The organism is Kitasatospora sp. NPDC088783, assembly GCF_044750705.1.
GTDB lineage: Bacteria > Actinomycetota > Actinomycetes > Streptomycetales > Streptomycetaceae > Kitasatospora > Kitasatospora fiedleri.
Window position 1 is genome coordinate 289,195 of record NZ_JBIVKJ010000004.1, and the last position, 25,467, is coordinate 314,661.

Below are 25,467 nucleotides of genomic sequence, written 5' to 3' on the forward strand. Positions count from 1 at the left end.
CTGACGAAACGAAACCGTTTCGACTCGCCGTGCGCGACTAGTGCGCGAGTAACAGCGGTATGTCGCGGTCAACGGGGGAGCGGGATTCGTCCCCGCCAAGGGTGGTGAGTGGGCCTCAAGATGGCTTCTGACCTGCGGATATGACGATACCTCGGTAAAAGCTTCCCAAGCTTAGAGCGCGAGTTCGATTCTCGTCACCCGCTCCAGCAGAAAGCCCCAGGTCAATGGCCTGGGGCTTCTTCGTTCTCCTCGTCCGGCGTCGGCGGCGGCCCGGCCGCGCACGCGGCAGGTCCGAGAGCGCGGGGTAGAGCCCAGAACCCCGCCGGGGCCGGGGGCGGGCGGCCACCACCGCCGGATGGCTCGTCTGGGTGCCCGCTTCGGCAGGAGGCCCCGGGGCGGGGGCCCGGGGCCTCTTCGGTGGTCGGGTGGGGCGGCCGGGGGGTCAGTGCAGTGCGAGCAGCAGCTTGCCCTTTCCGGTGCCGGTTTCCAGGAGGCGGCGGGCCTTGGCGGCTTCCGCCAGGGGGAGGGTCTCCGTGATGCCGGGGTCGATCCGGCCGGTGGCGAGGAGGCGGAGGGCTTCGGTGAGGTGGTCGCCGATCCGGTGGGGGGAGCGGCGGGCCGGGTCGCCGATGTTGAAGCCGGTGACGGTGCGGTTGGACTTCCGGAGGTCCCGGACGGAGGTGGTCCAGCTCTCGTGGCGGCCGAGGTCTCCGTAGGCCACCAGGCGGCCGAAGGGGGCCAGTGCCGTCAGGCTCTGTTCGCGGATCGGGCCGCCGACGGGGTCGAGGACCAGGTCGACGCCCCGGCCTTCGGTGGCTCGGGCCAGGGGGGCGGTGAAGTCGTCGCGGAGGAAGACGTCGTCGTAGCCGAGGCCGAGCGCGTACGGGATCTTCCCGGCCGAGCCGACCGTGCCGAACACCCGCCGGGCGCCCAGGGCCCGGGCCAGTTGGGCGGCGGAGTGGATCAGGACGTCCTCGCCGGGGCGGAGTCGGCCGGCGTCGTCGAGGATGCCGAAGGCGGTGGGGTAGACGCAGGGCAGGGCCGCCGCGTGGGCCGGGTCGACCTCGCCGGCGGCGGTCTGCAGTGACCTGGTGAACCGGGCGTCCGCGACGGCCAGTTCGGCGTAACCGCCGAAGGCCGGCAGGTACGCCGCGACCGGCTCGCCCACGGACAGGCCGGTCACGCCCGGGCCGAGGGCGCTGACCGCGCCGGCGACCTCCAGGCCCGGGACGTCCACCCCGTGCGGTCCGTCCGGTGCGCCGAACTCGCCCCGGCGGTGCTGGACTTCGGCGAAGTTGACGCCCGCGAAGGCGACCCGCACGGTGACCTGACCGGCGGCCGGTACCGGCTCGGGCACATCCAGCTCCTCCAGTACTTCGACGCCTCCGTTGACCCGGAATCCGACGGCTCGCACCCGGTGCCCCCTCGACCGCGGCCCTCCCCGATGCGGGCCGTGTGGGGACGGGAACCCCGTGGGGCAGCCCGGCATTCCCGGTGAAGGGGTTGCCGGGCGTGAACTCAACTCGTCTGATCAGGAGCGGCGTCGGAGCGTCGGACCGGGCGGTCCGGGACGCGGGGGAGGGTGCGGATGGGACGGGTGAGGAGCAGGGCGAGGGGGGTGAGGACGGCGACGAGGGTGCCGGCGGCGAGGACGTGGGAGGTGCCGAAGGCGTGGGTGGCGGGGCCGACGAGGGCGGAGCCGAGGGGGTAGAGGCCGACGGAGCCGGCGACTTCGTAGGCGTGGACCCGGTTGAGGACCTCGCCGGGGACCTGGGTCTGGACGGCGGTGGACCACATGACGCCCCAGACGCCGATGCCGGTGCCGACCAGCACCTGGGCGGCGGCGAGCAGCCAGACCGGGGCGTGCAGCAGGATGACGAGGGGGTAGAGCGGGTAGGCGAACATGGCGACCGCGCCGGCGGCCAGGGGGCGGCGGGGCTTGTAGCGGATGGCGAGCAGGCCGCCGGCCACGGTGCCCGCGCCGAGGGCGCAGTTGATCAGGCCGAACGCGGTGGGGCCGTGGGCGGGGACCACGATGCCTGCGGCGAGCGAGAGTTGGGGGCCCCAGGCCAGGACGGCGTAGCACATCCAGATCAGGACGACGCCCCAGAGCCAGCTGCGGGAGCGGAACTCGTGCCAGCCGACGGCCAGGTTGCGCCAGAGCGAGCGGTCGGCGGGCGGGGCGGGGACGGGCCCCAGGCGGAGCGCGAACAGGCAGGCGGCGCTGGTGGCGTACGCGAGGGCGGAGACCGCCATCACCCACCCGGTGGAGCCGAAGCCGACCAGCACGCCGGCCAGTGCGGGGCCGCCCAGGCCGGTCGCGGCCTCGGAGGTGCGCAGGACGCCGTTGGCGCCCTGGACGTCACGGGAGACCAGCGGGACGGTCGAGGAGGCGCCGGGCTGGAACAGGGCGTTGGCGGTGCCCGCCACCGCGAGCAGGGCGTACAGCTGCCACAGGTGGTCGATGCCGTGCCAGAAGAGCAGGGCGAGTAGGACGTGCGCGGCCAGGTTGGCCAGGTCGGCGAGGATCATCATCCGGCGGGCGGTGAACCGGTCGGCGAGGACGCCGCCGAACAGCACCAGGCCGGCGAACGGGGCGACCAGGAAGGCCATCGCGTAGCCCGCCGTGTCCAGGCCGTGGCCGGCGGAGAGCAGCCCGGCGGAGACGGCGACCGGGAGCATCGCCCAGCTGAGCAGGCCCGCGCTGCGGGCGGTGAAGTAGCGGCGGAAGTTGCGGGACCAGATGGCGGGTTCGGCGGAGGCCACGGCCGCGGGGCGGTCGGTCAGGCTGGCGGGCACGGCGGGGTCGGTCCTTCGGTCGGAGGGCGGGGGGAAGGGAAGGGACGGGGGAGGGGGGAGGGGGGAGGGAGCGAAAGGGGGGCGGAGGGTCAGGAGGGGGTGGCAGGGGCGGCGGTGTGGCGGGCGAGTTCGGCGCGCAGCAGGGCGTTCTCCCGTTCCAGCCGTTCCAGGCGGGTCAGGCGGTCGCGGACCGGGGCCAGGGCGTCGGCGAGTTCGTGCTCGGTGAAGCGCGGGGTGATGTGGTGGGCGCAGTTCCAGGCGTGCGCCTCGACCCGGATGGTGACGAGCTGTTCGATCCGGCCGTCGGTGCGCGGGGTGCTGAGACGTGCGGCGAGGGCGGGGTCGTGGTCGGCGGGGACGGCGGTGGCGCGGCCGAACACCTTGAGGCGGGCCTGCCGGGCGTGGTCGAGGAAGAACAGGGCGACCCGGCCGTCGCCGCCGCGCAGGTTGCCGGTGGTCAGGTACTGCCGGTTGCCGCGGACGTCCAGGTAGCCGAGGGTGTGCGGGTCCAGGACGTGGACGAAGCCGAGCGGGCCGCCGCGGAACTGGAGGTACGGCCAGCCGTTCTCGTTGACCGTCGCGAACAGGAAGCCGTCCATGCCGCGGACGAAGGAGGTCTCGGCGTCGGTGAGCGGCTCGGGTTCGTCGCCCGGTGCGCGCAGGCGGCGGTCGGCCGCGGTGGCGCTGCCCATCTCCTGTTGGAGGCGGCGTACGGCGGGGGTGTACGCGAGTCGGTCGTAGCGGCTCAAGGTGTCACCTCGGGGTCCGGTCCGGTGCGGTGGGGTTTTCACCGTAAGGAGCCGGGCTGTCCGGGCGGCCGGAGCGGGACCAGAGGGCGGGACGGGGAGGGCGGGGCGCTGAGCTGCGGTGATGTGCGGGGAGCGGAAGTTTCGCGGAACTTCCGGTTCAGCGGAGGGAAGTGCCGCCCGCCGCCCGGACGATCCGCAGCGCCTCCCGGCGGTGCCGGACCGCGTCGGCGGCACTGGCGTCGGTGTCGGCGGTGCCGGGGCCGGTGCTGAGCGCGGTGGCGGCCAGGGCGAGGGCGAGGCGGGCCCGGACCTCGCCGGGGCGGTGGCCGCTCGCGCGGTGCAGGGCGAGCGCGTCGGTGCCGAGGGCGAGGGCGGCCCGCGGGTCGCCGAGGCGGACCCGGACGCGGGCCAGGACGGTGAGGGCGTCGCCCTCGGGCACCCGGAACTCGGCTTCCCGGGCGAGGACGAGGGCGTGCTCGGCGGTGCGCAGCGCGGCGCGCGGGTCGGTGTCGAGCAGGGCGGCGGCGAGGCCGGCCAGGGCGACGGCCTGCGGGTGGCGGTCGCCCGCGGCCTCGGCCAGGCGCAGGGCCTCGCGGTGGCCGGCGGCCGCCTCGGCGGGACGGTGGGCGCGGGCGTGCGCGGCGGCGAGGGCGAGGTGGGCGTTGGCCTCCAGGGCCCGGTTGCGCACGGTGCGGGCGGTGGCGAGCGCGGTGTGGGCGAGCAACTGTCCGGTGGCGTGGTCGCCGAGGTCGGTGTGGGCGGAGGACAGGCAGGTCAGCGCGACGGCCTCGCTGAACCGGTTGCGGTGCCGCCGGTGCACCGGCAGGGTCTCGCCGATCACCCGGATCGCCTCGCCGGGGCGCCCGAGCGCCCGCTGGACCACGGCCAGGTTGGTCCGGGCGATGGCCTCCCGGTCGGCCGGCCCGTCGAGGCCGGTGGCGGCCGGGCCGAGCAGGCGGGCGGCGTGCGCGAAGTGCTCGGCGGCCTCGGACAGGCGGCCGAGCTTCCAGCAGATCAGGCCCAGCACGGTGATGTCGTCGGGGTGCGGCCCGGCGGACGGGGACGGTGGCGAGGACAGGGACACCGCGACGGGTGGGAGCAGGCGTTCCGTCAACTGCCGTGCGGCGGTGAGCTGTCCGGCTTCGCAGGCCCGGACGGCGGCGGTGGCCAGCCGGGCGCGGTCGGCCGGCCGGGCGCGGTCGGCCGGTCGGGCGGGACCGGTCGGCTGATCGAGGTCGGCCGGGCCCGGAGGGTCGGGCAGCGGGTGGGCGTCAGCCAACTGGTCGACGTCGGACCCTCGTTCGGCCGGCAGCCCGGCGGCGTACGGGTGGAGCAGGCCGGGCAGCCGGTAGTGGCCGGGGGGTTCTTCCCGGACGAGGTGGGCGTCGGTGAGGCGGGCCAGCAGGGCGGCGGTCTCGGCGGGGGTGGTGGCGGCGAGGGCGGTGGCGGCCCGGGCGGTGAGGCCGGGGGCGGGGGCCCGGCCGAGGAGGCGGAAGAGGTGGCGGGCGGGGGCGGGGAGGGCGCGGTAGGAGCGGTCGAAGGCGGTGCGCAGGCCGGTGTGCGGGTCGTCCGCGAGGTCGAGGCGGGCGAGCAGGTCGGCGTCGGGACGGGCGGGGGCGTGGTCGGCGAGGGGGCTGTCGGGGGCGGCGGCCAGGTGGGCGGCGGCGAGGCGGAGGGCGAGGGGGAGGCCGCCGCAGGCGTGGACGAGGCGGCGGGCGGCGGCCGGTTCGGCGGCGATCCGGGGGGTGCCGAGGACGGTGCCGAGCAGCCGGGTGCCCTCCGCCGGGTCGAGGGCGTCGAGGGTGAGGCGGTGGGCGCCGTTGCCGACCAGCAGGCCGGTGAGGCGGTTGCGGCTGGTGACCAGGACGGCGCAGCCGCGGGTGCCGGGGAGCAGGGGGCGGACCTGGGCGGCGTCCCGGGCGTCGTCGAGGACGATCAGCAGGCGGCGGTCGGCGAGCAGGGTGCGGTAGAGCGCGGCGGCCTCGTCCGGGTCGGCGGGCAGCCGGTCGGGCGGGGTGTCGAGGGCGCGCAGGAAGCGGGCGAGGAGGTCGACGGGGCGTGCGGCGGGCCGGGTGGAGTGGCCGTGCAGGTCGGCGAAGAGCTGGCCGTCCGGGAAGCGGTCGCGGTGTTCGTGCGCCCAGTGGGTGGCGAGGGCGGTCTTGCCGATGCCGGGCGGGCCGACCACCGTGACGAGCGGGTACGGGGCGGCCGGCCCGGCAGGGGTGGCGGGGACGGCCGGGAGCAGGGCGTCGAGTTCGCGCAGGTACCGGTGGCGGCCGACGAACCGGCCCGGGCCGGACGGGAGTTGGGCGGGCGGCGGTGGGAGGGGTGCCGGGCCGGACGGGGGCCGGGCCGGTGGGGGAGTGGCCGGCCGGGCGGGCAACTGGCCGCGCAGGACGCGCAGCTGGGCGTCGTGGAGTTCGGGGCCGGGGGTGACGCCGAGCTCCTCGTCGAGGCGGGTGCGCAGGCGGGTGTAGGTGTCGAGGGCGGCGGCCTGGCGGCCGCTCGCGGCGAGGGTGAGGATCAGCCGGGCGTGCAGGCCCTCGTGGAGCGGTTCGAGGTGGGCCAGTTCCCGGAGCGGGTGGACGGCCTGGTCGGCGCGGTGCAGCAGCAGGGCGGTGTCGGCGTGCAGCAGGGCGGCGCGGATCCGCCGTTCGTTGGCGGCGACCGCGGCGGGGTGGCGGCGCAGGGCCGGGTCGGCGTCGGCGAGGACGGGGCCGCGCCACCACCGCAGGGCGCGGGTGAGGTCCCGGTGCGCGGTGTCCGGGTCGGGGGCGTTCCGCAGGGAGGTGGTGCGGGCCAGCAGGTCGTCGAACCGCCCGAGGTCGGTGCGGTGGCGGGGCAGGTCGAGCCGGTAGCCGGTGGGGGTGCGGACGATGCCGGGGCGGTCCGGGTAGTCCGGACGGTCGGGGTCGTCGGAGCTGCCGGAGCTGTCGGGGGCGTTCGGGGCGAGGAGGCGGCGCAGTCGGCCGATGTGGGTGTGGAGCAGGCTCTGCTGCGAGTCGGGCGGCCCGGACGGCCACAGGGTGTCGGTGATCTCCTGCCGGGTGGCGGCGCCGGGGTGGGTGAGGGCGAGCAGTCCGAGCAGGCGGCGCAGGGTGGGGCTGCCGATCGGGACGTTGGCGCGGCCGTGGCGCAGGACGAGCGGGCCGAGCAGCAGCAGCGTCGTCCGGCCGCCCTCGGCGGAGCCGGTGCCGAGGCCGAGGCCGGTGCCGGCGCCGGCGCCGGTTCCTGCACCACCTCCTGTGCCGGTGCTCGCGCCCAGGGCGGTGGCGGCGGAGCGCAGTTCGGCGGCCTGCGGGGCGGTCAGGCCGAGGGCGTCGGCGAGTCGGTGCAGGGTGCGTTCGCGGGGCTGCCGGACCCGGCCGTGTTCGAGGTCGCGCAGGGCCCGGGTGCTGAGCCCGGCGCGGGCGGCGGCGGTCTGCTGGCTGAGCCCGGCCCGGGTGCGCAGCGCGCGCAGCAGCGGACCGAAGGCGGACCGGTCGGCCGACCCGTGCTCCGCCATGCCGCCCGCCCCCTCGTCCCCGGACGATCAGTGTGGAGGGGGCCCGCCGCTCCGGGCAAGGCGCACCCGGCGGAGCCGCCCCGGCGGTGCCGCACCCCAGGTGCCCGCGCCGCCCCCCCCGCAGCGCGCGTGGTGGGCCGGTGGCGGCCCCGGGGGCATTGTGTGCCCTGCTTATGCTGAAGGGTCAAGATTGTTTGGGGAGCGGCGAGTTATCGGCTGAGCGATTCCTGGAGGTCGCAGTGGGTGTCTGTGTGATCGGCGCGGGTCTGTCGGGGCTGGCGGCGGCGTACGCGTTGCGCGAGCGCGGGCTGGACTTCGTCTGCCTGGAGCGCTCCCCGGGGGTGGGCGGGATCTGGCGTCGGCCGTCGGCGGGCGAGCCGGGTCCGGCGTACCAGGCGCTGCACCTGAACAGTGCCAAGCAGTTGACCGGGTTCGCGGCCTTCCCGATGTCCGACGAGATGCCGCTGTACCCGCGGCACAGCGACGTGGCGGCGTACCTGCGGGAGTTCGCCGAGTGGGCGGGGCTGCTGCCGCACATCGAGTTCCGCACCGAGGTGCTGTCGGTGCGTCAGGACGCGTACGGGGTGTGGACGGTGGTCAGCCGCGGTGCCGCGGGGGTGGAGACCCGGCGGACGTTCGACCAGGTGGTGGTGGCCTCGGGGCACCACAACGTGCCGACGATGCCGAACCCGCTGCCGCCGGGCGCGGAGTCCTTCACCGGGGCGATGCTGCACTCGATGGACTTCATGGACGGCCGGGACTTCACCGGCCAGCGGGTGGTCGTGGTGGGCATGGGCGCGTCCGGGGTGGACATCGCGGCCGACCTGTCCCGGCACGCGGCCCGGACGGTGCTCTCGGCGCGCCGCGGCCTGCACGTCATACCCAAGCAGCTGCACGGCATATCGGTGGACCTGATCGCCGAGGCGCCCTGGTTCACCGCCAAGTCGTTGGAGGAGCAGCGGGAGTTCGTGGAGCAGGCGCTGGAGGTGGCGCGCGGCCGGATGTCGGACTACGGCCTGCCCGAGCCGGACCACCGGATCTTCTCCTCGGCGGTGACCATCTCGGACGAGATCCTGAGCCGGATCCGGCACGGCGCGGTGCTGCCGAAGCCCGGCATCGCCTCGCTGGAGGGCTCCACCGTCCGTTTCACGGACGGGAGTTGGACGGAGGCGGACGCGATCGTGTTCTGCACCGGCTTCGACTGGCGGTTCCCGTTCCTGCCGGACGGGCACCCGGCCGGTGCGACCGGTCCGGTCCGGCTGTACCGCCGGGTGGTGGCGCCGGAGCTGCCGGGGCTGCTGTTCCTGGGCCTGATCCGCCCGGTGGGGTCGATCACCCGGCTGGTGGAGGCGCAGGCGCAGTGGGTGGCGCGGCTGCTGACGGGGGAGGCGGTGCTGCCCGCGGCGGACGTGATGCGGAAGGAGATCGACGGGCACCTGGCCGGGATCGAGCGCCGGTACGGCATGTCGACGGGGTCCTCGATCCAGGTGGACGTCGGCTCGTACCTCCGTGAGCTGCGCGAGGCGTAGGCCGCAGTGAGGGTGCGGAGTCGCTCGTGGGCGTGCGGTCCCACGGGCGGTTCCGCCTGCGGCCCCGCCCGGCGGTGGCAGGAACGGGAACGAAGAGCGGGAACGAAGAGCGGGAAGAGCAAGAGGAGCACGGGAAGAGCGAGGAGCGGCGCCGGGGAGGCGGGTACGGACGTGAACGTGGGCGTGAGCGTCGGAGCGGCCGCGGACGCGGTGCGGTGCGGTGCGGCAGTCACAGGGGAGGGGACGGCCGCCGGGCGCCGGTTCGGGTCGGCCGCGTCAGCGCACGTTCGGTGGTCGGACCCGGTACGCCTCGGAGGAGAGGTACGCGGTGATCCGGGGCGCCCGGCCGTGCTGGTGGGCCAGGGCGAGGTAGGAGATCAGGCCGACGCCGTCCTCCAGCGGGCGGGGGGTGAGCGCGCCGAGGGCGTTGCGCAGTCCGGACGGGTCGATGCCGTAGCGGTCGAGCAGGACGACCGCGCGGTCGAGCACCTCGCCGTCGTGCCGGGCGTAGTCGCGGACGGGCACGTACGCGGTGAACGCGCTGGGCACGCCGGTGGTATCGGTGTAGCCGTGGCAGGTCTGGACGGGGCGCAGGGTGAGCCGGGGGTTGGTGTCGGGGGTGGTGCCGGCGGCGGTGCGCAGGAAGGACTCGAGTTCGGCGGGGCCGGGGCCGCCGGGCATCCGGCCGAGGGTGCCGGCGGCGGCGGGGGTGAGTCCGTGGTGGGTGGTGTAGATCTTGAGCCGGGGTTCGGGCCAGTCGCCGAGGTCGAGGGCGAGGAAGAGCAGTTGGTCGCCTTCGGGCAGGTCGCTGTCGGCGTGGTGGTGGCCGAGTCGGCGCAGGGCCGCGCGGACGGTGTGTTCGGCGTGGGCGGCGCCGTTGGCGGCCGGGTTGAGGTAGGCCTTCATCCGGGGGGTGCCGCCGGGGAGCAGCTCCAGGGCGATCCACAGGGAGAACGCCCCCTGCGGCTCGTCCGGGAGGAACAGGTCGGTGACGGTGTCGAGCTGTTCGGTGGAGATGCCCCAGTGTCCGGCGAGGCCGTGCAGGGCGCGCAGGGCGAGGCGGCTGCTCTCGGCGGGGGTGCCGAAGCCGCTGGCGGGTTCGAAGAGGACCCGCAGGGTGGGGGCGCGGTCGGCGGAGAAGGAGAGCGAGAACTCGACCGGGGTGTGGTCGTCGGAGAGGAACGACGGCGTGCCGGGGGGGAGGTCGAGGGAGCGGTCGGCGACCGGCCCGAGGGCGGCGTTGACCGCCCGGGTGTAGGCGGCGGACTCCCGGCGGTCCAGTCCGGCGAGTTCGCACAGGGCGAGCAGCTGTCTGGCGGTGTGGGAGCCGATGGTGCGGGTGGCGGCTTTGGGCGGGGGCAGCAGTTCGTTCAGGCCGGTCACGCCGGCGGGGGGGTACGGAAGACGCCCGACGCCCCCCCGGCCGCCGGGTATCGGCGGGTGCGAGGGGGCGGTGTACGAAGCCCAGGCGTCCTTGGAGGCTCTCTCCACGACACCCTCCTGTTCTCGGTCAGCGGGCAACCGCATATGGCGGAGGCAATTGCGCTGCTGAATACCCGAGCCGATCAATATTCATGCGACGCACGTGACATGAGTACTGTTGTGAAGATCACTTGGAGAGCCAGTTGAGGAACTGGCTCCAACGTCCGGTCTTCTCGGGGGTCTTGGCGGCCACCGGCCGGGCGGGCGCGGCGGCGGGCACCGGACGGGCCGGCTCGACCGGGCTGAACCGGGTGGGGAGCGCGACCAGGCCGCGGTTGAACGGGCCCGGACGCCAGCTCAGGCTGGCTTCGGGGACGGCGAGTTCGATGTCCGGCAGCTTGTTGAACAGGTTCTCGATCGCGGTCATGGCGATCTGCCGCGCCGAGTCCTTGGAGGGGCAGGCGTGCGGGCCGGCGCTCCAGGCCAGGTGCGCCCGGCTGCCGACCTGGCGCTCGCCGGCCAGGATCGGGCTGCGGTTGGCGGCGGCGAACGAGACCAGCATCAGGTCGCCGGCCTTGAACTGCTCGCCGGCGAACTCGGTGTCCATCGCCGGGTAGTGCGGGGCGAGGTTCGCGAACGGCGGGTTCTCCCACAGCGTGTCGTCGATCGCCTCGTCGATCAGGCCGCCCTGGTGGGCGTACGCGTCGTGGGTGAGCAGCCGGTGCAGGGTGGAGCCGATGAAGTTGCCCTCCGGGTCGGTGCCGGCCAGCAGCAGGGCGAGCTGGTGCACGGCCTCCTGGTCGGTGAGCCGCGCCTGGTGCTGCATCAGCCAGGAGGCGACGTCCTCGCCGGGACGGCTGCGCTTGAGCGCGACGAGTTCGCCGACCGCGCCGTACAGGACCTCGGCGGCCTGCTCCGCGTTGATGCCGTCGAACATGCCGGTGATGCCGAACAGCACCCGGTCGCCGATGTCGGCGGGGCAGCCGAACAGCTCGTTGAAGACGAACAGCGGCAGCTGCCGGGCGTAGCCGCCGACCAGGTCGACCGAGCCCCGGTAGCCGAACTGGGCGATCAGGAAGTCGGAGACCTGCTGGGTGACCCGGGACAGCCGGCGGGAGTCGATCCGGGCCATGGTGTCGGTGATGGCCTGGCGCAGCCGCAGGTGCTCGGCGCCGTCGGCGAACATGGCGTTGGGCCGGTGCATGAGGATCGGGACCACCGGGCTGTCCATCGGGACGACGCCCTCGTTGAGCTCGCGCCACCGCCGCCCGTCCTTGCGGAAGGTCGCGGAGTCCTGCAGCAGCTGCAGGGCGGCCGAGTACTCGGTGACCAGGGTGGCGTTCACCCCGGGGGCCAGCTCGACCGGGGCGGTCGGGCCGTAGTGCCGCAGGTAGTCGTAGTACGACTGCGGGTTGGCGGCGAACTCGGCTCCGTACAGCGGCACTCGGCCGCCGTGGGCCGGGCACCCGGGCGGGGGTACCGGGGCGGAAGAGTGAGCGTCCATGGCTGCGTATTGCTCCTAGCTGGCGCGGTCCAGCAAATAGCGGACGAGAGTGGTGAGTGCGGCGGCCGACGACTTCTCGTTGCGCGCGTCGCAGGTGACGACCGGGGTTTCGTCGAGCAGGTCGAGGGCCTCCCGCAGCGCCTTCTCGGCGCGCTCCGGGTTGCCGTCGAAGTGGTTGACGGCGATGGCGTAGTCCAGCCCGTACTGCTCGATCAGGTCGATCACGGGGAAGGAGTCGGCGAGCCGTTCGGGGTCGACCAGGATCAGCGCGCCGAGGGCGCCGCGGGCCATGTCCTCCCACATCTGGACGAAGCGGGTCTGCCCGGGGGTGCCGAACAGGTAGAGCACCACGCGTTCGCTGAGGGTGAGGCGGCCGAAGTCCAGGGCGACCGTGGTGGTGGTCTTGCCCTTGACGCCCTTGAGGTCGTCGACGGCCTCGGCGGCCTGGGTCATGGTCTCTTCGGTGGAGAGCGGTTCGATCTCGGAGATCGAGCCGATGAAGGTGGTCTTGCCGACGGCGAAGTGCCCGACGACGAGGATCTTCACGGCGGTCTGGGTGGCACCTCCGGCGACGTAGTCGTCGGTGGTCAGCACGCCCCGGTCATCCGAACTTGCGGTGAAGCCCATTGAGCACCTCCTCCAGAAGGTCCTTGTCGGCGTTCCGGGCCCTCGGGACCGGCGGACGGGTCATCAGGTGGCCGCTCTCGGTGAGCGAGGCCAGGACGATGCGGACCACGCCCAGCGGCAGCCGGGTGTGGCCCGCCACCTCGGCGACCGAGAGGTAGCCGGCCGAGCAGATGTCCAGCAGCCGCTCCTCCTCCGGGGTGAGCCGGTTGGGGCGGCGGCCTTCCTCCGGGGTGGCGGTGACCAGGGTGATCAGGGACAGCTGCTGCTCGTCGGGCAGCTCCCGCCCCTTGGTGATGATGTAGGCGCGGACTAAATCCGCAGGCTCGAACTCGAAGTCCTCGCCGCCGCCCCTCACCTGCGGACCCCGATGTCCTCGCGGGGCGGCGCGGCGAGGAACTTGCCGAGCTGGCCCACGAGTTGCTGCATGCGGAAGGTGATGTCCTGCATGTCGACGTCCGGCAGCGCGGAGACGCCGAGGTAGGCGCCGTCACCGGCGGAGATCAGGAACACCCAGCCGCCGTCGAACTCGACCAGGGTCTGCTGCCAGCGCTGCGTCGGGTTGTCGCAGAAGAAGCCGAGCGAGCGGCTGAGCGACTGGACGCCGCTCATCGCGGCGGCCACCCGGTCGGCGTTGTCCTTGTCGATGTCCCTGGTGCGGGCCATCAGCAGGCCGTCGGCGGAGATCAGGACCGCGTGCAGGGCCCCGGGGATCTCCAGCGCGCTGTCGAGCATCCAAGACAGATCGTCGTTCACGAGAACTCATGCCCTTCACTGCTTGCACCGCGGGTGCTGGTCGTCTGGTTCGCGTCGTCCCGCTGGGTGGCGCGACCGGACCTGGTGCCGCGCTGGAAAGCCCCCAGCATCGCCGCGGTCTGCGCCCCGGAACGGGACGAGGGGGCGGCGGGCGCTGCGGGCGCGCCGTAGGGGGCGGATTCGTTCGTCGGGACGATCGCCATCGGCCGCTTGCGGCGGCGGATCGGCAGGCCGTCCTCGGTGGAGCCGAAGGATTCGGTCGCCGCGGGAGGGACCGCGGCGGGCAGCACGGCCGGCTGCGCTGCCGGTCGCGCCACGGGGACGGGCGCCGGGGCCGGGACGGGTGCCTGGCTCTGGACGGCCGCCTGGACGACCGGGGCGGGCGGCTGGGCGCGCCGCTCCGGCATGTTGGTGAGCAGCTCGTGCGGCAGCAGCAGCACGGAGCGGACACCGCCGTAGGGGGAGGTGGAGTCCACCGAGACCTCGAAGCCGAAGCGCTCGGAGAGCACGCCGATCACGGCGAGGCCGAACTGCGGCGGGTTGCCGAGTCCGCTGACGCCGGTGACCCGCTCGGTGGTCAGCAGCCGTTCGGCGCGGGCCCGTTCCTCGTCGTTCATGCCGACGCCGGCGTCGTCCACCACGATCACCACGCCCTTGGGCACGGTGCGGATGTTGATCTCGACGACGGTGTCGGGGCTGGAGTACGAGGTCGCGTTGTCGAGCAGCTCGGCCAGCGCCAGGGCGACCGGCTCCACCGCGCGGCTGGAGATGCCGAAGTCCACCTGGGAGAGGATCTCCACCCGGCGGTAGTGGCGGATGCGGCCCTGGGCGGAGCGCACCACGTCGTACACCGAGGCGACGTCGCGGTGGCGGCCGAGCCAGCCGCCGCACAGGACGGCGATGGACTGGGCGCGGCGGCCGAACTGGGAGTTGGTGTGGTCGACCTCCAGCAGGTCCTGCAGCATGACGGACTCGCCGTACTTGTCCTGCAGCCGGGAGAGGATCAACTGCTGCTCCGCCGCGAGGCCCTGGAGCGTCCGCATGGCGGACTTCAATACCGTTTTGGTTGCCTCGTCCGCCTGCTCCTGAGCGGAGGCGACCGACTGCGTATAGTGGTGCTCCAGGTCGGTGTAGTGCTCCCGGAGCCCGTCGATCTCCTGTCGGAGTGCCGCTGCTGCCTTGCGCTGGCGGACCACGATGAGGACCGCGGCGGCCAGGACGAGGAAGAGAACCCAGAGCAACGGGTCCGCTGTGTATTTCGTCATAAGACTCTCTTCAGGCGACTGGCGGCCGACTGCTGAATCCCCGTCATCGCAGGGTGAACCCGCCGCTCCCCCAAGCGGGATGATCGTATCATCGGGCGAACAGGTGAACGGTCGTCCAGCCAGGCGTGAAGACCCGTCTGCTCCGGGGTGGACAAGGGCAGTTGGAACCCCGGGCCAGCACCCTGAACGATCGTCAGTACCCGGTCCGACCGGCCCCCGCGACCGTTCCACCGCCTCCCACCGGGCCGTTTACCACAGGGTGGGTCTCCGGGGCGGGAGCAACGCGCGAGTTCCCGGGTTTTTCCGACGCCGCGTCAAGAAGCGCTTCATACTGCCCTCCGGTCGGCACCCGCACGAGACCGCCACGCCGTGCAACCTGCCGTTAAGGTGCGGACACACGATCCACTCCTCCTCCCGCGGGGTCGGCGCCGACCCCCGGTCCTTCCCGCGCCGCCGGACCGCCGGTCCGCGGCGCCGAGCACGAGGTCTCCATGGAACCCGTCACCTTTGTGCACCTCGCGGGCATCGGCAACTCCGGCCCCGGGCACTGGCAGCACCACTGGCACGCCGCCGACCGCCGCACCGTCTGGGTCGAGCACGACTCCTGGGACCACCCCGACCGCGACGCCTGGGTCGCCGACCTGGACGCCACCCTGCGCGGTACCCCCGGCCCCAAGCTGATCGTCGCCCACAGCCTCGGCTGCACCACCCTGATCGAATGGGCGGCCGACCACGCCGACCCGGACGTCACCGGCGCGCTGCTGGTCGCCGCCCCCGACCCGCACGGCCCCGCCTTCCCCGCCGAAGCCACCGGCTACCACCACCCGCGCCCGACCCCGCTCCCCTTCCGCACCCTCCTGGTGGCCAGCGGCGACGACCCCTACGCCACCCCCGCCCACGCCCGGGCCACCGCCACCGCCCTCGGCGCCGACCTCGTCGAAGCCGGCGACCTCGGCCACATCAACGCCGCCTCCCACCTCGGCGCCTGGCCCGAAGGCCGCCGCCTGCTCACCCGCCTGCTCCCGCCCACCGCCTGACGCCGGACACCGGAACACCGGCGACGACGGTGCGGGAGCGGGCGGCCCGTCAGCCGACCAGTGCGCGCAGCTCCCGCACCGCCGCGTCCAGCGCCACCTCCCGGACGGCGCCGTCCGCCCGCGCGGTCAACTCCACCGCCCCGGCCGCCAGTCCGCGCGCTCCGACGGTCAGCCGCCAGGGCACCCCGATCAGTTCCGCGTCGGCGAACTTCACGCCCGGGCGCTCCGCCCGGTCGTCCAGCAGCACCCGGAGGCCCGCCGCGCCCAGCTCCCCGTACAGCCGCTCGGCGGCCTCGGCCACCGCCCTGTCCCGGCCGGGCAGCACCGTCAGCACCAGGTCGAACGGGGCCACCGCGGCGGGCCAGCGGATGCCCCGCTCGTCGTGGTGGGCCTCCACCAGGGCGGCCAGCACCCGCTCCACGCCGATGCCGTAACTGCCCATCAGCGGCACCACCCGCTCGCCGCCGGGCCCGGAGACCGCCACGTCGAGCGCCTCGGTGTAGCGGCGGCCGAGCTGGAAGATGTGCCCGACCTCGATGGTGCGCAGCACCTCCAGGGCCGCCCCGCACTCGACGCAGGGCTCGCCGGCCGCGACCTCCCGCAGGTCCGCCCACTGCCCGACGCCCGCGTCCCGCCCGAGCGAGACGCCCCGCAGGTGGAAGCCGTCCCGGTTGGCGCCGCACACCAGGTCGGTGCGCCCGCGCAGCGCCTCGTCCGCGACCACCGGCAGGCCGTGCGCGCCGAGCGGACCGAGGCTGCCGGGCGAGGCGCCGAGCGCCGCCGCGATCTCCTCCGCGGTGGCGGGGCGGACGGCCGCCGCGCCCAGCGCGTCCAGCAGCTTCTGCTCGACCAGGGCGTGGTCGCCGCGCAGCAGTACCAGCGTCAGTGCCCCGTCGACCACCTGCACCAGCGTCTTCACCTGCCGCTCGGGCGCGACGCCGTGCTGCCGCGCCACCTCCTCGATGGTGCGCGCCGAGGGCGTGGCGAACTCCTCGGGCGCGTCGGCGCCCGGCAGGTCCGCGACGGCGGGCAGCGCGGACAGCGCCTTCTCGGTGTTCGCCGCGTACTCGCAGCCCGGGCAGCGCACCACCAGGTCCTCACCGGCCCCGGACGGACTCATGAACTCCACCGACGCACTGCCGCCCATGCTGCCGCTGGAGGCCCGCACCCCGAACGCGGGCAGCCCGAGCCGCTCGAAGATCCGCAGGTACGCCTGCCGGTGCGCCTCGAAGGAGCGCTCCAGTCCGGCCTCGTCGAGGTCGAAGCTGTAGGAGTCCTTCATGGTGAACTCGCGCACCCGCAGCAGCCCCGAGCGGGGCCGCGCCTCGTCCCGGAACTTGGTCTGGAACTGGTACCAGACCTGGGGCAGTTGGCGGTACGAGCGCAGCTCCCCGGCGAGGTGCGCGAACACCTCCTCGTGGGTCATCCCGAGGGCCTGCTCGGCGCCCTTGCGGTCGGTCAGGCGGAACATCTCCTCACCCATCGACTCCCAGCGCCCGGTACGCCGCCACAGCTCCGCCGGGTGCAGCGCGGGCAGCAGGAACTCCTGCGCCCCGATCCGCTCCATCTCCTCCCGCACCACCGCGACGATCCGGGCCCGCACCCGGGCCGCCAGCGGCAGCAGCGAGTAGTGGCCCGCCGCCAGCTGCCGGACGTACCCGGCGCGCAGCAGCAGTCGGTGGCTCACGGCGTCCGCGTCGGCCGGGTCCTCCCGCAGGGTGGGTACGTACAACTGCGACCAGCGCATCGGGACACCGTCCTCTCGGCCCGTGGAAAAGGATTTCGGAGTCTAGCCGCGGAGCGGATTCCGGCGCTCCGAATAACCCGCACCCCCCCCGGGGTGGCCGGGCGGTCGGTGCGGTCGGGTCGGTGCGTGGTTCCGACGGCGGTTCAGCCGTAGGTGAGGTCGGCGCAGGCGTCCTGGTCGGCGGAGCGGGCCTGGCTGACGCTGGTGGGCAGCGGGCCGGCGGGGGCCGGTGGGGCGGTGGTGGGGTCGGCGGTGTCCGCGTAGTCGGCGCCCAGGGTGAGGGTGATCCCGGCGCGGTCGCCGGGCTGGAGGGTGGCGCCGGGGAACAGGGCGGCGACCTTCTCGGCGGCGGCCTTCTCGCCGGACCCGTACTCGACCAGGGTGCCGCGGTGGGTGCGGGAGGCGGCGTCGGCCCGGTCGGTGACGGTGAAGCCGGAGTCCTCCAGGGCCCGGGCGGCCCGGGTGGCCAGCCCGGCGGTGTCGGTGCCGTTGTGGACCGCGACCCGGATGCCGGCGCCGTCGACCGCGGCGGGGCCGGCGGAGGCGGCGGAGACGGGTTCGGCGGAGGCGGGAGCGGAAGCGGAGGCTGAGGCGGAGGCGTCCTGCCCGTCCAGGGTGCGGTCGGAGCGCAGCGCGGCCCACAGCTGGTCGGCGTCGGGGTGCACCAGGGCGACCCGTTCGCCCTGGTAGCGCCAGGGGACGGTGAGGAACTTGACGTCGTGCAGGTCGACGTCCTTGAGCGACATCGCGAAGTCGACCAGCTTGCTCGCGGAGCCGAGTCCCTCGTCCACGGTGAGCGCCTTGGTGGCGGCGTCGGCCAGCGGCAGCAGCGTGGTGGGGTCCATGCCCTGCGCCTTGACCTGCCTGATCAGCGCGGCGAGGAAGGCCTGCTGGCGCTTGGTGCGGCCGATGTCGGAGCCGTCGCCGAGGCCGTGCCGGATCCGGACGTAGTCGAGCGCGGCCTGCCCGGAGACGGACTGGTGGCCCTGCTTGAACAGCTCCTTGCCGCGCTGCCCGAGGTGGGGGTCCAGGTCGCCCTCGTAGACGGCCCGGGGCAGGCAGACGTCGACGCCGCCGACCGCGGTGGTCATGTCGGCGAAGCCCTGGAAGTCGATCACCAGGGTGTGGTCGATCCGCAGGCCGGTGAGCTTCTCGACGGTGTTCTGGGTGCAGGCCGGGTTGCCCTGTTCGGTGTCGCCGACCGAGAAGGCGCTGTTGAACATCGCGCTGGGCCGGTCCGGGGTCCAGGTCTTGTCGGGCAGCAGGCAGGGCGGGATCTCGACCAGCGAGTCGCGCGGGAGGGAGACCCCGACGGCGTGCCGGTGGTCGGCGTAGACGTGCAGCAGGATCGCGGTGTCCGAGCGGGCGCCGCCGTCCTCCCCGCCGCCGAGGTCCTGGTTGCCGCCCGAGCGGGTGTCGGAGCCGATCAGCAGCAGGTTGACGGGGGTGCGGCCCTCGGCGTCGGCGCCGGCGGCGGGCGGCCGGTCCCGGCTGACGCCGTCGCCGCCGAAGGTGCTCAGATTGCCGTTGAGCCGGTAGTACAGCAGCCCGCCGGCCAGGACGGCCAGCGAGACAGTGCCGGCGGTGGCCCACAGGGCGATCCGCCGCCCCCGTCGGCCGAGGCCGCGTGCGCCGTCGTGGCCGGTTCTCTCGTTGCGTACGGACATGACGCCCCCTCACCCGTTGCCGCCGGCCGAACTTCTACAGGGCTGTAGAGGCCGAGCGAAGCATACAAACGCGGACGGGTGCCGTCACACCCCGCCCGCGCACTCCTCCCCGCTTGCCCGCAGCGGGCCGCGCCACCCGCTCGGAGCAACCCCGATCGTGGCGGACGCCAACCGTTCTCACACTCGGTGACGGGGGCGCCATCGACAGGAAGAGGGCATCATGCACACCGGTCTCCGTCGGATCGCCGTCGCGGCCACCGCGGCCACGCTCGCCGTGGGCCTGGCGGCCTGCGGCAGCGCCAAGCAGTCGTCCGGCTCCTCGGGCTCCTCCGGCAGCGCGAACCAGGCGGTGAAGATCGGCCTGCTGCTGCCGGAGTCCAAGACCACCCGGTACGAGCAGTTCGACCGCCCGCTGATCGAGGCGAAGATCAAGTCGCTGGCGCCCGACGCGCAGATCGACTACTACAACGCCAACCAGGACGCGACGCAGCAGCAGACCCAGGTGGACACCGCGCTGACCAAGGGCGACCAGGTGCTGATCCTGGACGCGGTGGACTCCAAGGCGATCCAGTCCTCGGTGCAGAAGGCGCACGACGCGGGCGTCAAGGTGATCGCCTACGACCGGCTCGCCCAGGGCCCGGTCGACGCCTACGTCTCCTTCGACAACCACAAGGTCGGCGAGCTCCAGGGCGAGGCGCTGGTCACGGCGGTCGGCGACAAGGCGGGCAGCGGCCAGATCATCATGATCAACGGTTCGCCGACCGACCCGAACGCCGCCGACTTCAAGGCCGGCGCGCACAGCGCGATCGACGGCAAGCTGAAGATCGGCAAGGAGTACGACACCCCGCAGTGGGACCCGAACACCGCCAACCAGGAGGCCGCCGCCGCGATCACCGCGATCGGCGCCCCGAACGTGGTGGGCGTCTACTCCGCCAACGACGGCATGGCGGCCGGCATCGCCACCGCCCTCAAGGCCGCCAACCTGAACGTCCCGCTGACCGGCCAGGACGCCCAACTCGACGCCGTGCAGCGGATCCTGGCGGGAACCCAGACGATGTCGATCTACAAGCCGTACAAGCCGGAGGCGGACGCGGCCGGCGAGATGGCGGTGCAGTTCGCCCAGGGCCAGAGCCTGGGTTCCTCGCTCAAGCCGACCACCTCGACCAACGGCAGCGGCACCAAGGTCGACTCGCTGCTGATCGCCCCGGTCGTGCTCACCAAGGACAACATCAAGTCCACCGTGATCGCCGACGGCCTGTACACCGCGCAGCAGATCTGCACCCCGGACTACGCCTCGGCCTGCCAGGCCGCCGGAATCCAGTAAGCCGCCCCCGACCGGAAGAGGAGGTGGTCGCGGTGGCGGGTGAGACCGTACTGGCACTGCGGGGGATCTCGAAGCGGTTCGGCGCCGTCCAGGCGCTCACCGGCATCGAACTGGAGGTCCGGGCCGGCGAGGTGCTCGCGCTGGTCGGCGACAACGGCGCCGGCAAGTCGACGCTGGTGAAGACCATCGCCGGGGTCAACCAGCCGGACGAGGGCGTGATCGAGTGGGAGGGGCGGCCGGTGGCCATCCACCGGCCGCAGGAAGCCCAGCAGTTGGGCATCGCCACCGTCTACCAGGACCTCGCGCTCTGCGACAACCTGGACGTGGTCGGCAACCTGTTCCTCGGCCGGGAGATCAAGCACTTCGGGCTGGTCCTGGACGAGGTCGCGATGGAGCAGCGCTCCCGGAAGCTGCTGGACTCGCTCTCGATCCGCATCCCCAGCGTGCGCATCCCGATCGCCTCGCTCTCCGGCGGCCAGCGCCAGGTGGTGGCGATCGCCCGGGCGCTGATCGGCTCGCCCAAGGTGGTGATCCTGGACGAACCGACCGCCGCGCTCGGCGTCGAGCAGACCGCGCAGGTCCTGGACCTGGTCGAGCGGCTGCGCGACCAGCGCCTCGGGGTGATCCTGATCAGCCACAACATGGCCGACGTGATGGCGGTCGCGGACACCGTCGCGGTGCTGCGGCTGGGCCGCAACAACGGGGTCTTCGACAAGCACTCCACCAACCAGGAGCAGATCATCTCGGCCATCACCGGTGCCACGGACAACGCCGTGACCCGCCGGCAGGCCCGCGGTGAGGGAGGCGAGCGATGAGCGGGGACACCCCGGAGCCCGAACACCACCGGCTGCCTGAGGACGCCATGCCGACCGGCGGCGTCAACGCGCCCGTCCCGGTGGCCGCGGAGGCCACCCCGGCCGTCGACCCGCGGCTGATCGTCCGGCAGGAGGGCCTCAAGGGCTACCTGATCGAGTTCAGGCGGCGGCTGACCAGCGGCGAGCTGGGCTCGGCCCCGGTGGTGGTCGCGCTGATCGTCATCTGGGCCGTGTTCGGCTCGCTGAACAGCAGTTTCCTGTCGGCGCAGAACCTGTCCAACCTCTCCCAGCAGATCGTCGGCACCGGCATGATCGCGCTGGGCGTGGTGTTCGTGCTGCTGCTCGGCGAGATCGACCTGTCGGTCGGCTCGGTCAGCGGCCTGTGCGCGGCGATCTTCGCGGTCATGAACGTCACGCACGGCGTCAACCAGTGGCTGGCGCTGCTGTCCGCGATCGTCGGCGGCGCGGTGGTCGGCCTGGTGCAGGGCCTGTTCTTCGCCAAGGTCGGCGTCCCGGCGTTCGTCGTGACGCTGGCCGGCAACCTCGGCTGGAACGGCCTGATGCTCCAGGTCCTGGGCGCCAGCGGCACCGTCAACCTGTCCGGCAAGGACATCGTCTCGCGGCTGTACTCCACCATCTACGGGCAGCAGATCGCCGCCTACGGACTGGCGGCGGCCGGCGTGGTGCTGTTCCTCGGCTCCTCGCTGCTGGACGCCCGGCGGCGGCGGGCGGCCGGCGTCCCCTACCGGGCGCTCACCGACATCCTGGTGCGCAGCGCGGCGCTGGCCGTGGTCGGGTTCCTGGTGGCCTGGACGCTCAACCGGTACAAGGGGCTGCCGCTGGCGCTGCTGGTCTTCGTGGTCTTCGTGGTGGTGCTGGAGTTCGTGCTGCGCCGCACCCCGTACGGGCGGAAGGTGTTCGCGCTGGGCGGGAACATCGAGGGCGCCCGGCGGGCCGGCATCAACGTGTCCCTGGTGCGGATCACCGTCTTCATGATCTGTTCCACCATGGCGGCGATCGGCGGCCTGTTCCTGGCCGCGCAGATCCAGTCGGCCTCGCAGACCTCCGGCGGCGGCAACCTGCTGATGAACGCCATCGCGGCGGCCGTGATCGGCGGCACCAGCCTGTTCGGCGGGCGCGGGTCGACCTGGTCGGCGCTGCTCGGTGCGCTGGTGATCGGCTCGATCCAGTCCGGGATGAACATCCAGGGGCTGAGCAACGCGATCCAGTTCATGATCACCGGTGCGGTGCTGCTGGCCGCGGTGGTGATCGACTCGCTGGCGCGGCGGACCCAGAAGTCGGCCGGGCGGGCCTGAGGCGCGACGGCGGATCCCCCGGCGGCCGGCGGGCCGTCGGGGGATCAGTGCGTGCGGAGCAGTCCCAGGTGGACCACGGTGACCTGGGCCAGGTCCAGGTCGGCGTCGCGCCGGTGTCTGCGGGCCTCGGCCGATTCGGCGCGTTCGATCGCCTCCTGGCGGGCGTCCTCCTCGGCGGCGGCGTCCACGATGAACAGGTGGCGGCCGGAGCGGATCTCGTTGGCGTGCGGTATCTCGACGCACCAGCGATGACGGCTCTGGATGGCGTTCATCGGCCTTCCTCTCCCGGCGCGTCCCACGTACCGGCACATGAGGTGTTGCTACTGCCCTAGACCATAGGTATAGGCCAATTCGTCCGTCAAGAGGACGAGCAGACTGTCAAATAATCCGTTCAGCGGTGAAATTGAGGGGGGAGTCCGCTACCGTTCCGTGCATGACAGCCCCCGCCGCCCCGGCCCCCTCGGCCCGCCGCCTGCGCACCCGGGCCACCCTGCTCGCCGTCCTCGGCGAGCACGGCACGCTCAGCCGCGCCGAGATCAGCCGGCTCACCGGGCTCTCCCGCTCCGCCGTCAGCAGCGCCGTCACCGACCTGCTCGACGAGGGGCTCGTCAGCGAGGACGCCACCACCGCCGGCCCGCCCGCCGCCGGACGCGGACGCCGTGCCGCCGCCGTCAGCCTGCGCCGCGCGCACGCCCTGGTGCTCGCCTTCGACTTCGGCCACACCCACCTCACCGCCGCCGTCGCCGACACCTCCGGCACCGTCCTCGGCGAAGCCACCGCCCACCTCGACGTCGACAACCACCCGCGCGAGGTCCTCCAGGCCGCCGAGACGCTCGCCGGACAGGCCCTCGACGCCGCCGGACACCGCCTCGACGGGATCACCGCGATCGCCGCCGGCATCCCCGGCGCCCTCGACACCCGCACCAACGTGGTCCGCGCGCCCTCCACCCTCTCCCAGTGGATCGGCATGGACCCCGCCGCCGAACTCGGCCGGGTCTTCGGCCGCCCCGTCACCGTCGGCAACGACGCCGAGATGGGCGCCCGCGGCGAACGCGCCCACGGCGCCGGCGGCACCGTCAACGACCTGATCTACGTCAAGGCGTCCACCGGCATCGGCGCCGGACTCCTGCTCGACGGGCGCCTCTACCGCGGCGCCAGCGGCATCTCCGGCGAGATCGGCCACATCCAGCTCCCCGACACCGGCACCTGGTGCCGCTGCGGCAACCGCGGCTGCCTGGAGTCCGTCGTCTCCATCACCGAGGTCCGCCGCCGGCTGGCCCACGTCCTCGCCCCCGGCGCCCGCCCCGGCGAACACGTCGACCTCCCGCCGCTCGACCGGCTCGCCGACATCCCCGCCGCCGCCCGCGTGATCGGCGAAGCCGGCCGCACCATCGGCCGCGTCCTCGCCGACCTGGTCAACTGCCTCAACCCCGCCGCCATCGTCATCGGCGGCGAACTCGGCCAGGCCGGCGCCCCCCTCGTCCACGGCATCCGCGAATCCGTCGACCGCTACGCCCAGCCCGCCGTGGCCGAGGCCGTCGACATCCGGACCAGCCGACTCGGCCTGCGTTCCGAGCTCTACGGCGCGATCGACGCGGCGGTCGCCGTCGCGGTCGGCGGCTGAGCGGCCCGGCCGAGCGGCAGGCCGCGGGGACGCCCCGGCGGGGCGCTCAGGAGAGGGCGCCGGCGCGTTCGCTGAGGTGGCGGCGTTCCGGGAGGGTGGGCGCCAGGGCGGCGGCGCGGCGGAAGGCGGTGGCGGCCGCGGCGGGGTCGCCGGTGCGGGCGAGGAGTTCGGCGCGGACCGCGTGGTAGCGGTGGTGGCGGTCCAACTCGCTTGCCAGGGAGTCGAGTTCCTTGAGCGCGAGATCCGGGCCGTGCACCTCGGCCAGGGCCACGGCCCGGTTCAGCGCGGGCACCGGGCCGGGGGCGACCCGGAGCAGCAGGTCGTACAGGGCCAGGATCTGCGGCCAGTCGGTGGCCGCCACGTCCGGCGCCTCGTCGTGCAGGGCCGCGATCGCCGCCTGCAACTGGTACGGGCCCACCCGGCCGGCCGGGAGGGCCCGTTCGACCAGGGCGGTGCCCTCCGCGATCGCCGCCGCGTCCCACCGGCCGCGGTCCTGCTCGGCCAGCGGCACCAGCTCGCCGCCCGGGCCGGTCCGGGCCGGGCGGCGGGCGTCGGTCAGCAGCATCAGCGCCAGCAGGCCCATCACCTCCGCGTCCCGCGGCAGCAGCCGGTGCAGCAGCCGGGTCAGCCGGATCGCCTCCTCGGACAGCCGGGGGGAGGTCAGGTCGCGGCCCGCGGTGGCGGTGTAGCCCTCGTTGAAGACCAGGTAGAGCACCTGGAGCACCTCGCGCAGCCGCCCGTCCGCCTCGGCCGGGGCCGGGAGCGCGAACGGCAGCCCGGAGGCGCGGATGGTCTGCTTGGCGCGGCTGATCCGCTGGGCCATCGTCGCCTCCGGCACCAGGAACGCCGCCGCGATCTGCGCGGTGCTCAGGCCGCCGACCGCGCGCAGCGTCAGCGCGATCCGGCTCGGCGCGGTCAGCGCGGGGTGGCAGCACAGGAACAGCAGGGCCAGCGAGTCGTCCCGGTCGGCGTCGGGGTCGGCGTCCGCCGGGCGGCCCAGCAGCTCGGACTGCGGGGTCGCCAGGAACAGCCGCTCCTCCCGCTCCCGGCGGGCCCGGTCGGCCCGGACCAGGTCCACCAGCCGGCGCGCGGCCACCGTCACCAGCCAGCCGCGCGGGTTGGCCGGGCGGCCCTCCCGCGGCCACTGCTCGGCCGCCGCGAGCAGCGCCTCCTGCACCGCGTCCTCGCAGGCGTCGAAGGCGCCGGCGTGGCGGTGCAGCAGCGCCGCCAGGACCTGCGGCGCGAGCGCGCGCAGCAGGTCCTGGTCGGCCGGAGCGGTCGGACTCACTTGGCCTCGTGCAGGATCGGCCACAGCTCCACCGGCTCCCGGTCGGCCCACGGCATGTCGGCGGCGATCTCCAGCGCCCGCTCGTCGCTGTCGACGTCGAGCAGGTAGAAGCTCGCCATGTACTCCTTGGTCTCCAGGTAGGGACCGTCGCTGACCACCGGCAGCCCGTCCTTCCGCCCCACCATCCGGCAGGTCGCGGCGTCGTTCAGCCCGTACGCGCCGATCAGCTCGCCGCTCTCCTGGTAGCGCTTGTTGAACGCGTCCTGCTGGGCGATCGCCTCGGTCCAGCCCTCGGCCGGCAGCGAGTCCCACTTCTCCTGGTTTCCGTACGTCATCAGCAGGTACTTCACGGGGACCACTTCCTCGGTTCGTTCGTGCGGTGTCGTGCTTGCGTCCAGTGGTCGGAGCGGGGAGCGGGTTCTCTACATGCTGCCGGAACTTCTCCGCGGAAATCTTCCCGGACCGGTCACCGGGCCGCCGGGCCGTCGCGCGCGGT

The 25,467-nt window shown here is 73.9% G+C and carries 21 protein-coding genes; 6 read left to right on the plus strand and 15 right to left on the minus strand.

The window, feature by feature from the left end:
• Positions 1 to 442: 442 nt before the first annotated feature.
• From ACIP60_RS13785 to ACIP60_RS13800, 4 genes are all read right to left on the minus strand, one after another.
• The gene (locus ACIP60_RS13785; RefSeq protein ID WP_400683317.1) at positions 443 to 1,414 is read right to left on the minus strand and encodes a zinc-binding alcohol dehydrogenase family protein; all 972 of its coding nucleotides are present in this window, start codon (positions 1,412 to 1,414) and stop codon (positions 443 to 445) included.
• Positions 1,415 to 1,518: 104 nt separating this feature from the next.
• Entirely contained in the window at positions 1,519 to 2,799 is a 1,281-nt protein-coding gene (locus ACIP60_RS13790; protein WP_400683320.1) for an MFS transporter, read from the minus strand.
• An 89-nt stretch (positions 2,800 to 2,888) separates the two neighbouring features.
• The gene (locus tag ACIP60_RS13795; protein WP_400683323.1) at positions 2,889 to 3,548 is read right to left on the minus strand and encodes a pyridoxamine 5'-phosphate oxidase family protein; all 660 of its coding nucleotides are present in this window, start codon (positions 3,546 to 3,548) and stop codon (positions 2,889 to 2,891) included.
• A gap of 157 nt (positions 3,549 to 3,705) precedes the next feature.
• A complete protein-coding gene (locus ACIP60_RS13800) occupies positions 3,706 to 7,053 on the minus strand; it encodes a BTAD domain-containing putative transcriptional regulator (RefSeq protein WP_400683325.1) in 3,348 nt (1,115 codons plus the stop codon).
• 239 nt (positions 7,054 to 7,292) lie between these two features.
• Here ACIP60_RS13800 and ACIP60_RS13805 point away from each other — a divergent pair, with 239 nt between their 5' ends.
• Positions 7,293 to 8,582, plus strand: coding sequence for an NAD(P)/FAD-dependent oxidoreductase (locus tag ACIP60_RS13805; RefSeq protein ID WP_100837319.1), 1,290 nt, complete (start codon positions 7,293 to 7,295; stop codon positions 8,580 to 8,582).
• A 276-nt stretch (positions 8,583 to 8,858) separates the two neighbouring features.
• Here ACIP60_RS13805 and ACIP60_RS13810 read toward each other — a convergent pair whose 3' ends face one another.
• From ACIP60_RS13810 to ACIP60_RS13835, 6 genes are all read right to left on the minus strand, one after another.
• Positions 8,859 to 9,965, minus strand: a complete 1,107-nt coding sequence (locus tag ACIP60_RS13810) for a tryptophan dimethylallyltransferase family protein (protein WP_400683328.1) — start codon at positions 9,963 to 9,965, stop codon at positions 8,859 to 8,861.
• Between the two features lie 226 nt (positions 9,966 to 10,191).
• Positions 10,192 to 11,508 (minus strand): cytochrome P450, encoded by a 1,317-nt coding sequence (locus tag ACIP60_RS13815; protein WP_282206296.1) that lies wholly within the window; start codon positions 11,506 to 11,508, stop codon positions 10,192 to 10,194.
• Positions 11,509 to 11,523: 15 nt separating this feature from the next.
• The gene (locus tag ACIP60_RS13820; RefSeq protein WP_100837322.1) at positions 11,524 to 12,135 is read right to left on the minus strand and encodes an ATP/GTP-binding protein; all 612 of its coding nucleotides are present in this window, start codon (positions 12,133 to 12,135) and stop codon (positions 11,524 to 11,526) included.
• The gene (locus ACIP60_RS13825) at positions 12,110 to 12,490 is read right to left on the minus strand and encodes a DUF742 domain-containing protein (protein ID WP_100837323.1); all 381 of its coding nucleotides are present in this window, start codon (positions 12,488 to 12,490) and stop codon (positions 12,110 to 12,112) included. The genes ACIP60_RS13820 and ACIP60_RS13825 overlap by 26 nt, the downstream gene beginning before the upstream one ends.
• The gene (locus tag ACIP60_RS13830; protein WP_033250356.1) at positions 12,487 to 12,888 is read right to left on the minus strand and encodes a roadblock/LC7 domain-containing protein; all 402 of its coding nucleotides are present in this window, start codon (positions 12,886 to 12,888) and stop codon (positions 12,487 to 12,489) included. Before ACIP60_RS13830 ends, ACIP60_RS13825 begins: the two co-directional genes overlap by 4 nt.
• On the minus strand, positions 12,885 to 14,153 hold the full coding sequence (locus ACIP60_RS13835) for a sensor histidine kinase (protein ID WP_400683334.1): 1,269 nt from the start codon (positions 14,151 to 14,153) through the stop codon (positions 12,885 to 12,887). The genes ACIP60_RS13830 and ACIP60_RS13835 overlap by 4 nt, the downstream gene beginning before the upstream one ends.
• A 491-nt stretch (positions 14,154 to 14,644) precedes the next feature.
• Here ACIP60_RS13835 and ACIP60_RS13840 point away from each other — a divergent pair, with 491 nt between their 5' ends.
• Positions 14,645 to 15,190, plus strand: a complete 546-nt coding sequence (locus ACIP60_RS13840) for an RBBP9/YdeN family alpha/beta hydrolase (RefSeq protein WP_400683337.1) — start codon at positions 14,645 to 14,647, stop codon at positions 15,188 to 15,190.
• A 49-nt stretch (positions 15,191 to 15,239) separates the two neighbouring features.
• Here the strand turns inward: ACIP60_RS13840 and ACIP60_RS13845 are convergent, their stop codons facing one another.
• Together ACIP60_RS13845 and ACIP60_RS13850 are read right to left on the minus strand one after the other, a co-directional pair.
• Positions 15,240 to 16,937: a proline--tRNA ligase gene (locus ACIP60_RS13845; protein ID WP_400683340.1), complete on the minus strand. Its 1,698-nt coding sequence runs from the start codon at positions 16,935 to 16,937 to the stop codon at positions 15,240 to 15,242.
• A gap of 143 nt (positions 16,938 to 17,080) precedes the next feature.
• Entirely contained in the window at positions 17,081 to 18,604 is a 1,524-nt protein-coding gene (locus tag ACIP60_RS13850; RefSeq protein ID WP_400683343.1) for an LCP family protein, read from the minus strand.
• 220 nt (positions 18,605 to 18,824) lie between these two features.
• Between ACIP60_RS13850 and ACIP60_RS13855 the strand changes: the two genes are divergently transcribed.
• From ACIP60_RS13855 to ACIP60_RS13865, 3 genes are read left to right on the plus strand one after another with little or no spacing between them, the layout of a single operon-like run.
• Positions 18,825 to 19,928, plus strand: a complete 1,104-nt coding sequence (locus ACIP60_RS13855; RefSeq protein WP_400683346.1) for a sugar ABC transporter substrate-binding protein — start codon at positions 18,825 to 18,827, stop codon at positions 19,926 to 19,928.
• Positions 19,929 to 19,960: 32 nt separating this feature from the next.
• Positions 19,961 to 20,743 carry an ATP-binding cassette domain-containing protein gene (locus tag ACIP60_RS13860; RefSeq protein ID WP_400683349.1) on the plus strand — a complete coding sequence of 261 codons (783 nt, stop codon included), beginning with the start codon at positions 19,961 to 19,963 and terminating at the stop codon, positions 20,741 to 20,743.
• Positions 20,744 to 20,790: 47 nt separating this feature from the next.
• Positions 20,791 to 22,059 (plus strand): sugar ABC transporter permease, encoded by a 1,269-nt coding sequence (locus tag ACIP60_RS13865; protein ID WP_282206548.1) that lies wholly within the window; start codon positions 20,791 to 20,793, stop codon positions 22,057 to 22,059.
• Between the two features lie 44 nt (positions 22,060 to 22,103).
• On the opposite strand, the gene ACIP60_RS13870 is transcribed toward ACIP60_RS13865, so the two are convergent.
• Positions 22,104 to 22,331 carry a hypothetical protein gene (locus ACIP60_RS13870; protein WP_282206291.1) on the minus strand — a complete coding sequence of 76 codons (228 nt, stop codon included), beginning with the start codon at positions 22,329 to 22,331 and terminating at the stop codon, positions 22,104 to 22,106.
• 161 nt (positions 22,332 to 22,492) lie between these two features.
• Between ACIP60_RS13870 and ACIP60_RS13875 the strand changes: the two genes are divergently transcribed.
• Positions 22,493 to 23,683, plus strand: a complete 1,191-nt coding sequence (locus tag ACIP60_RS13875) for an ROK family transcriptional regulator (RefSeq protein ID WP_400683353.1) — start codon at positions 22,493 to 22,495, stop codon at positions 23,681 to 23,683.
• A 46-nt stretch (positions 23,684 to 23,729) separates the two neighbouring features.
• On the opposite strand, the gene ACIP60_RS13880 is transcribed toward ACIP60_RS13875, so the two are convergent.
• On the minus strand, positions 23,730 to 24,971 hold the full coding sequence (locus ACIP60_RS13880) for an RNA polymerase sigma factor (protein ID WP_400683355.1): 1,242 nt from the start codon (positions 24,969 to 24,971) through the stop codon (positions 23,730 to 23,732).
• The gene (locus tag ACIP60_RS13885; RefSeq protein ID WP_100837332.1) at positions 24,968 to 25,321 is read right to left on the minus strand and encodes a YciI family protein; all 354 of its coding nucleotides are present in this window, start codon (positions 25,319 to 25,321) and stop codon (positions 24,968 to 24,970) included. The genes ACIP60_RS13880 and ACIP60_RS13885 overlap by 4 nt, the downstream gene beginning before the upstream one ends.
• Positions 25,322 to 25,467 lie beyond the last annotated feature (146 nt).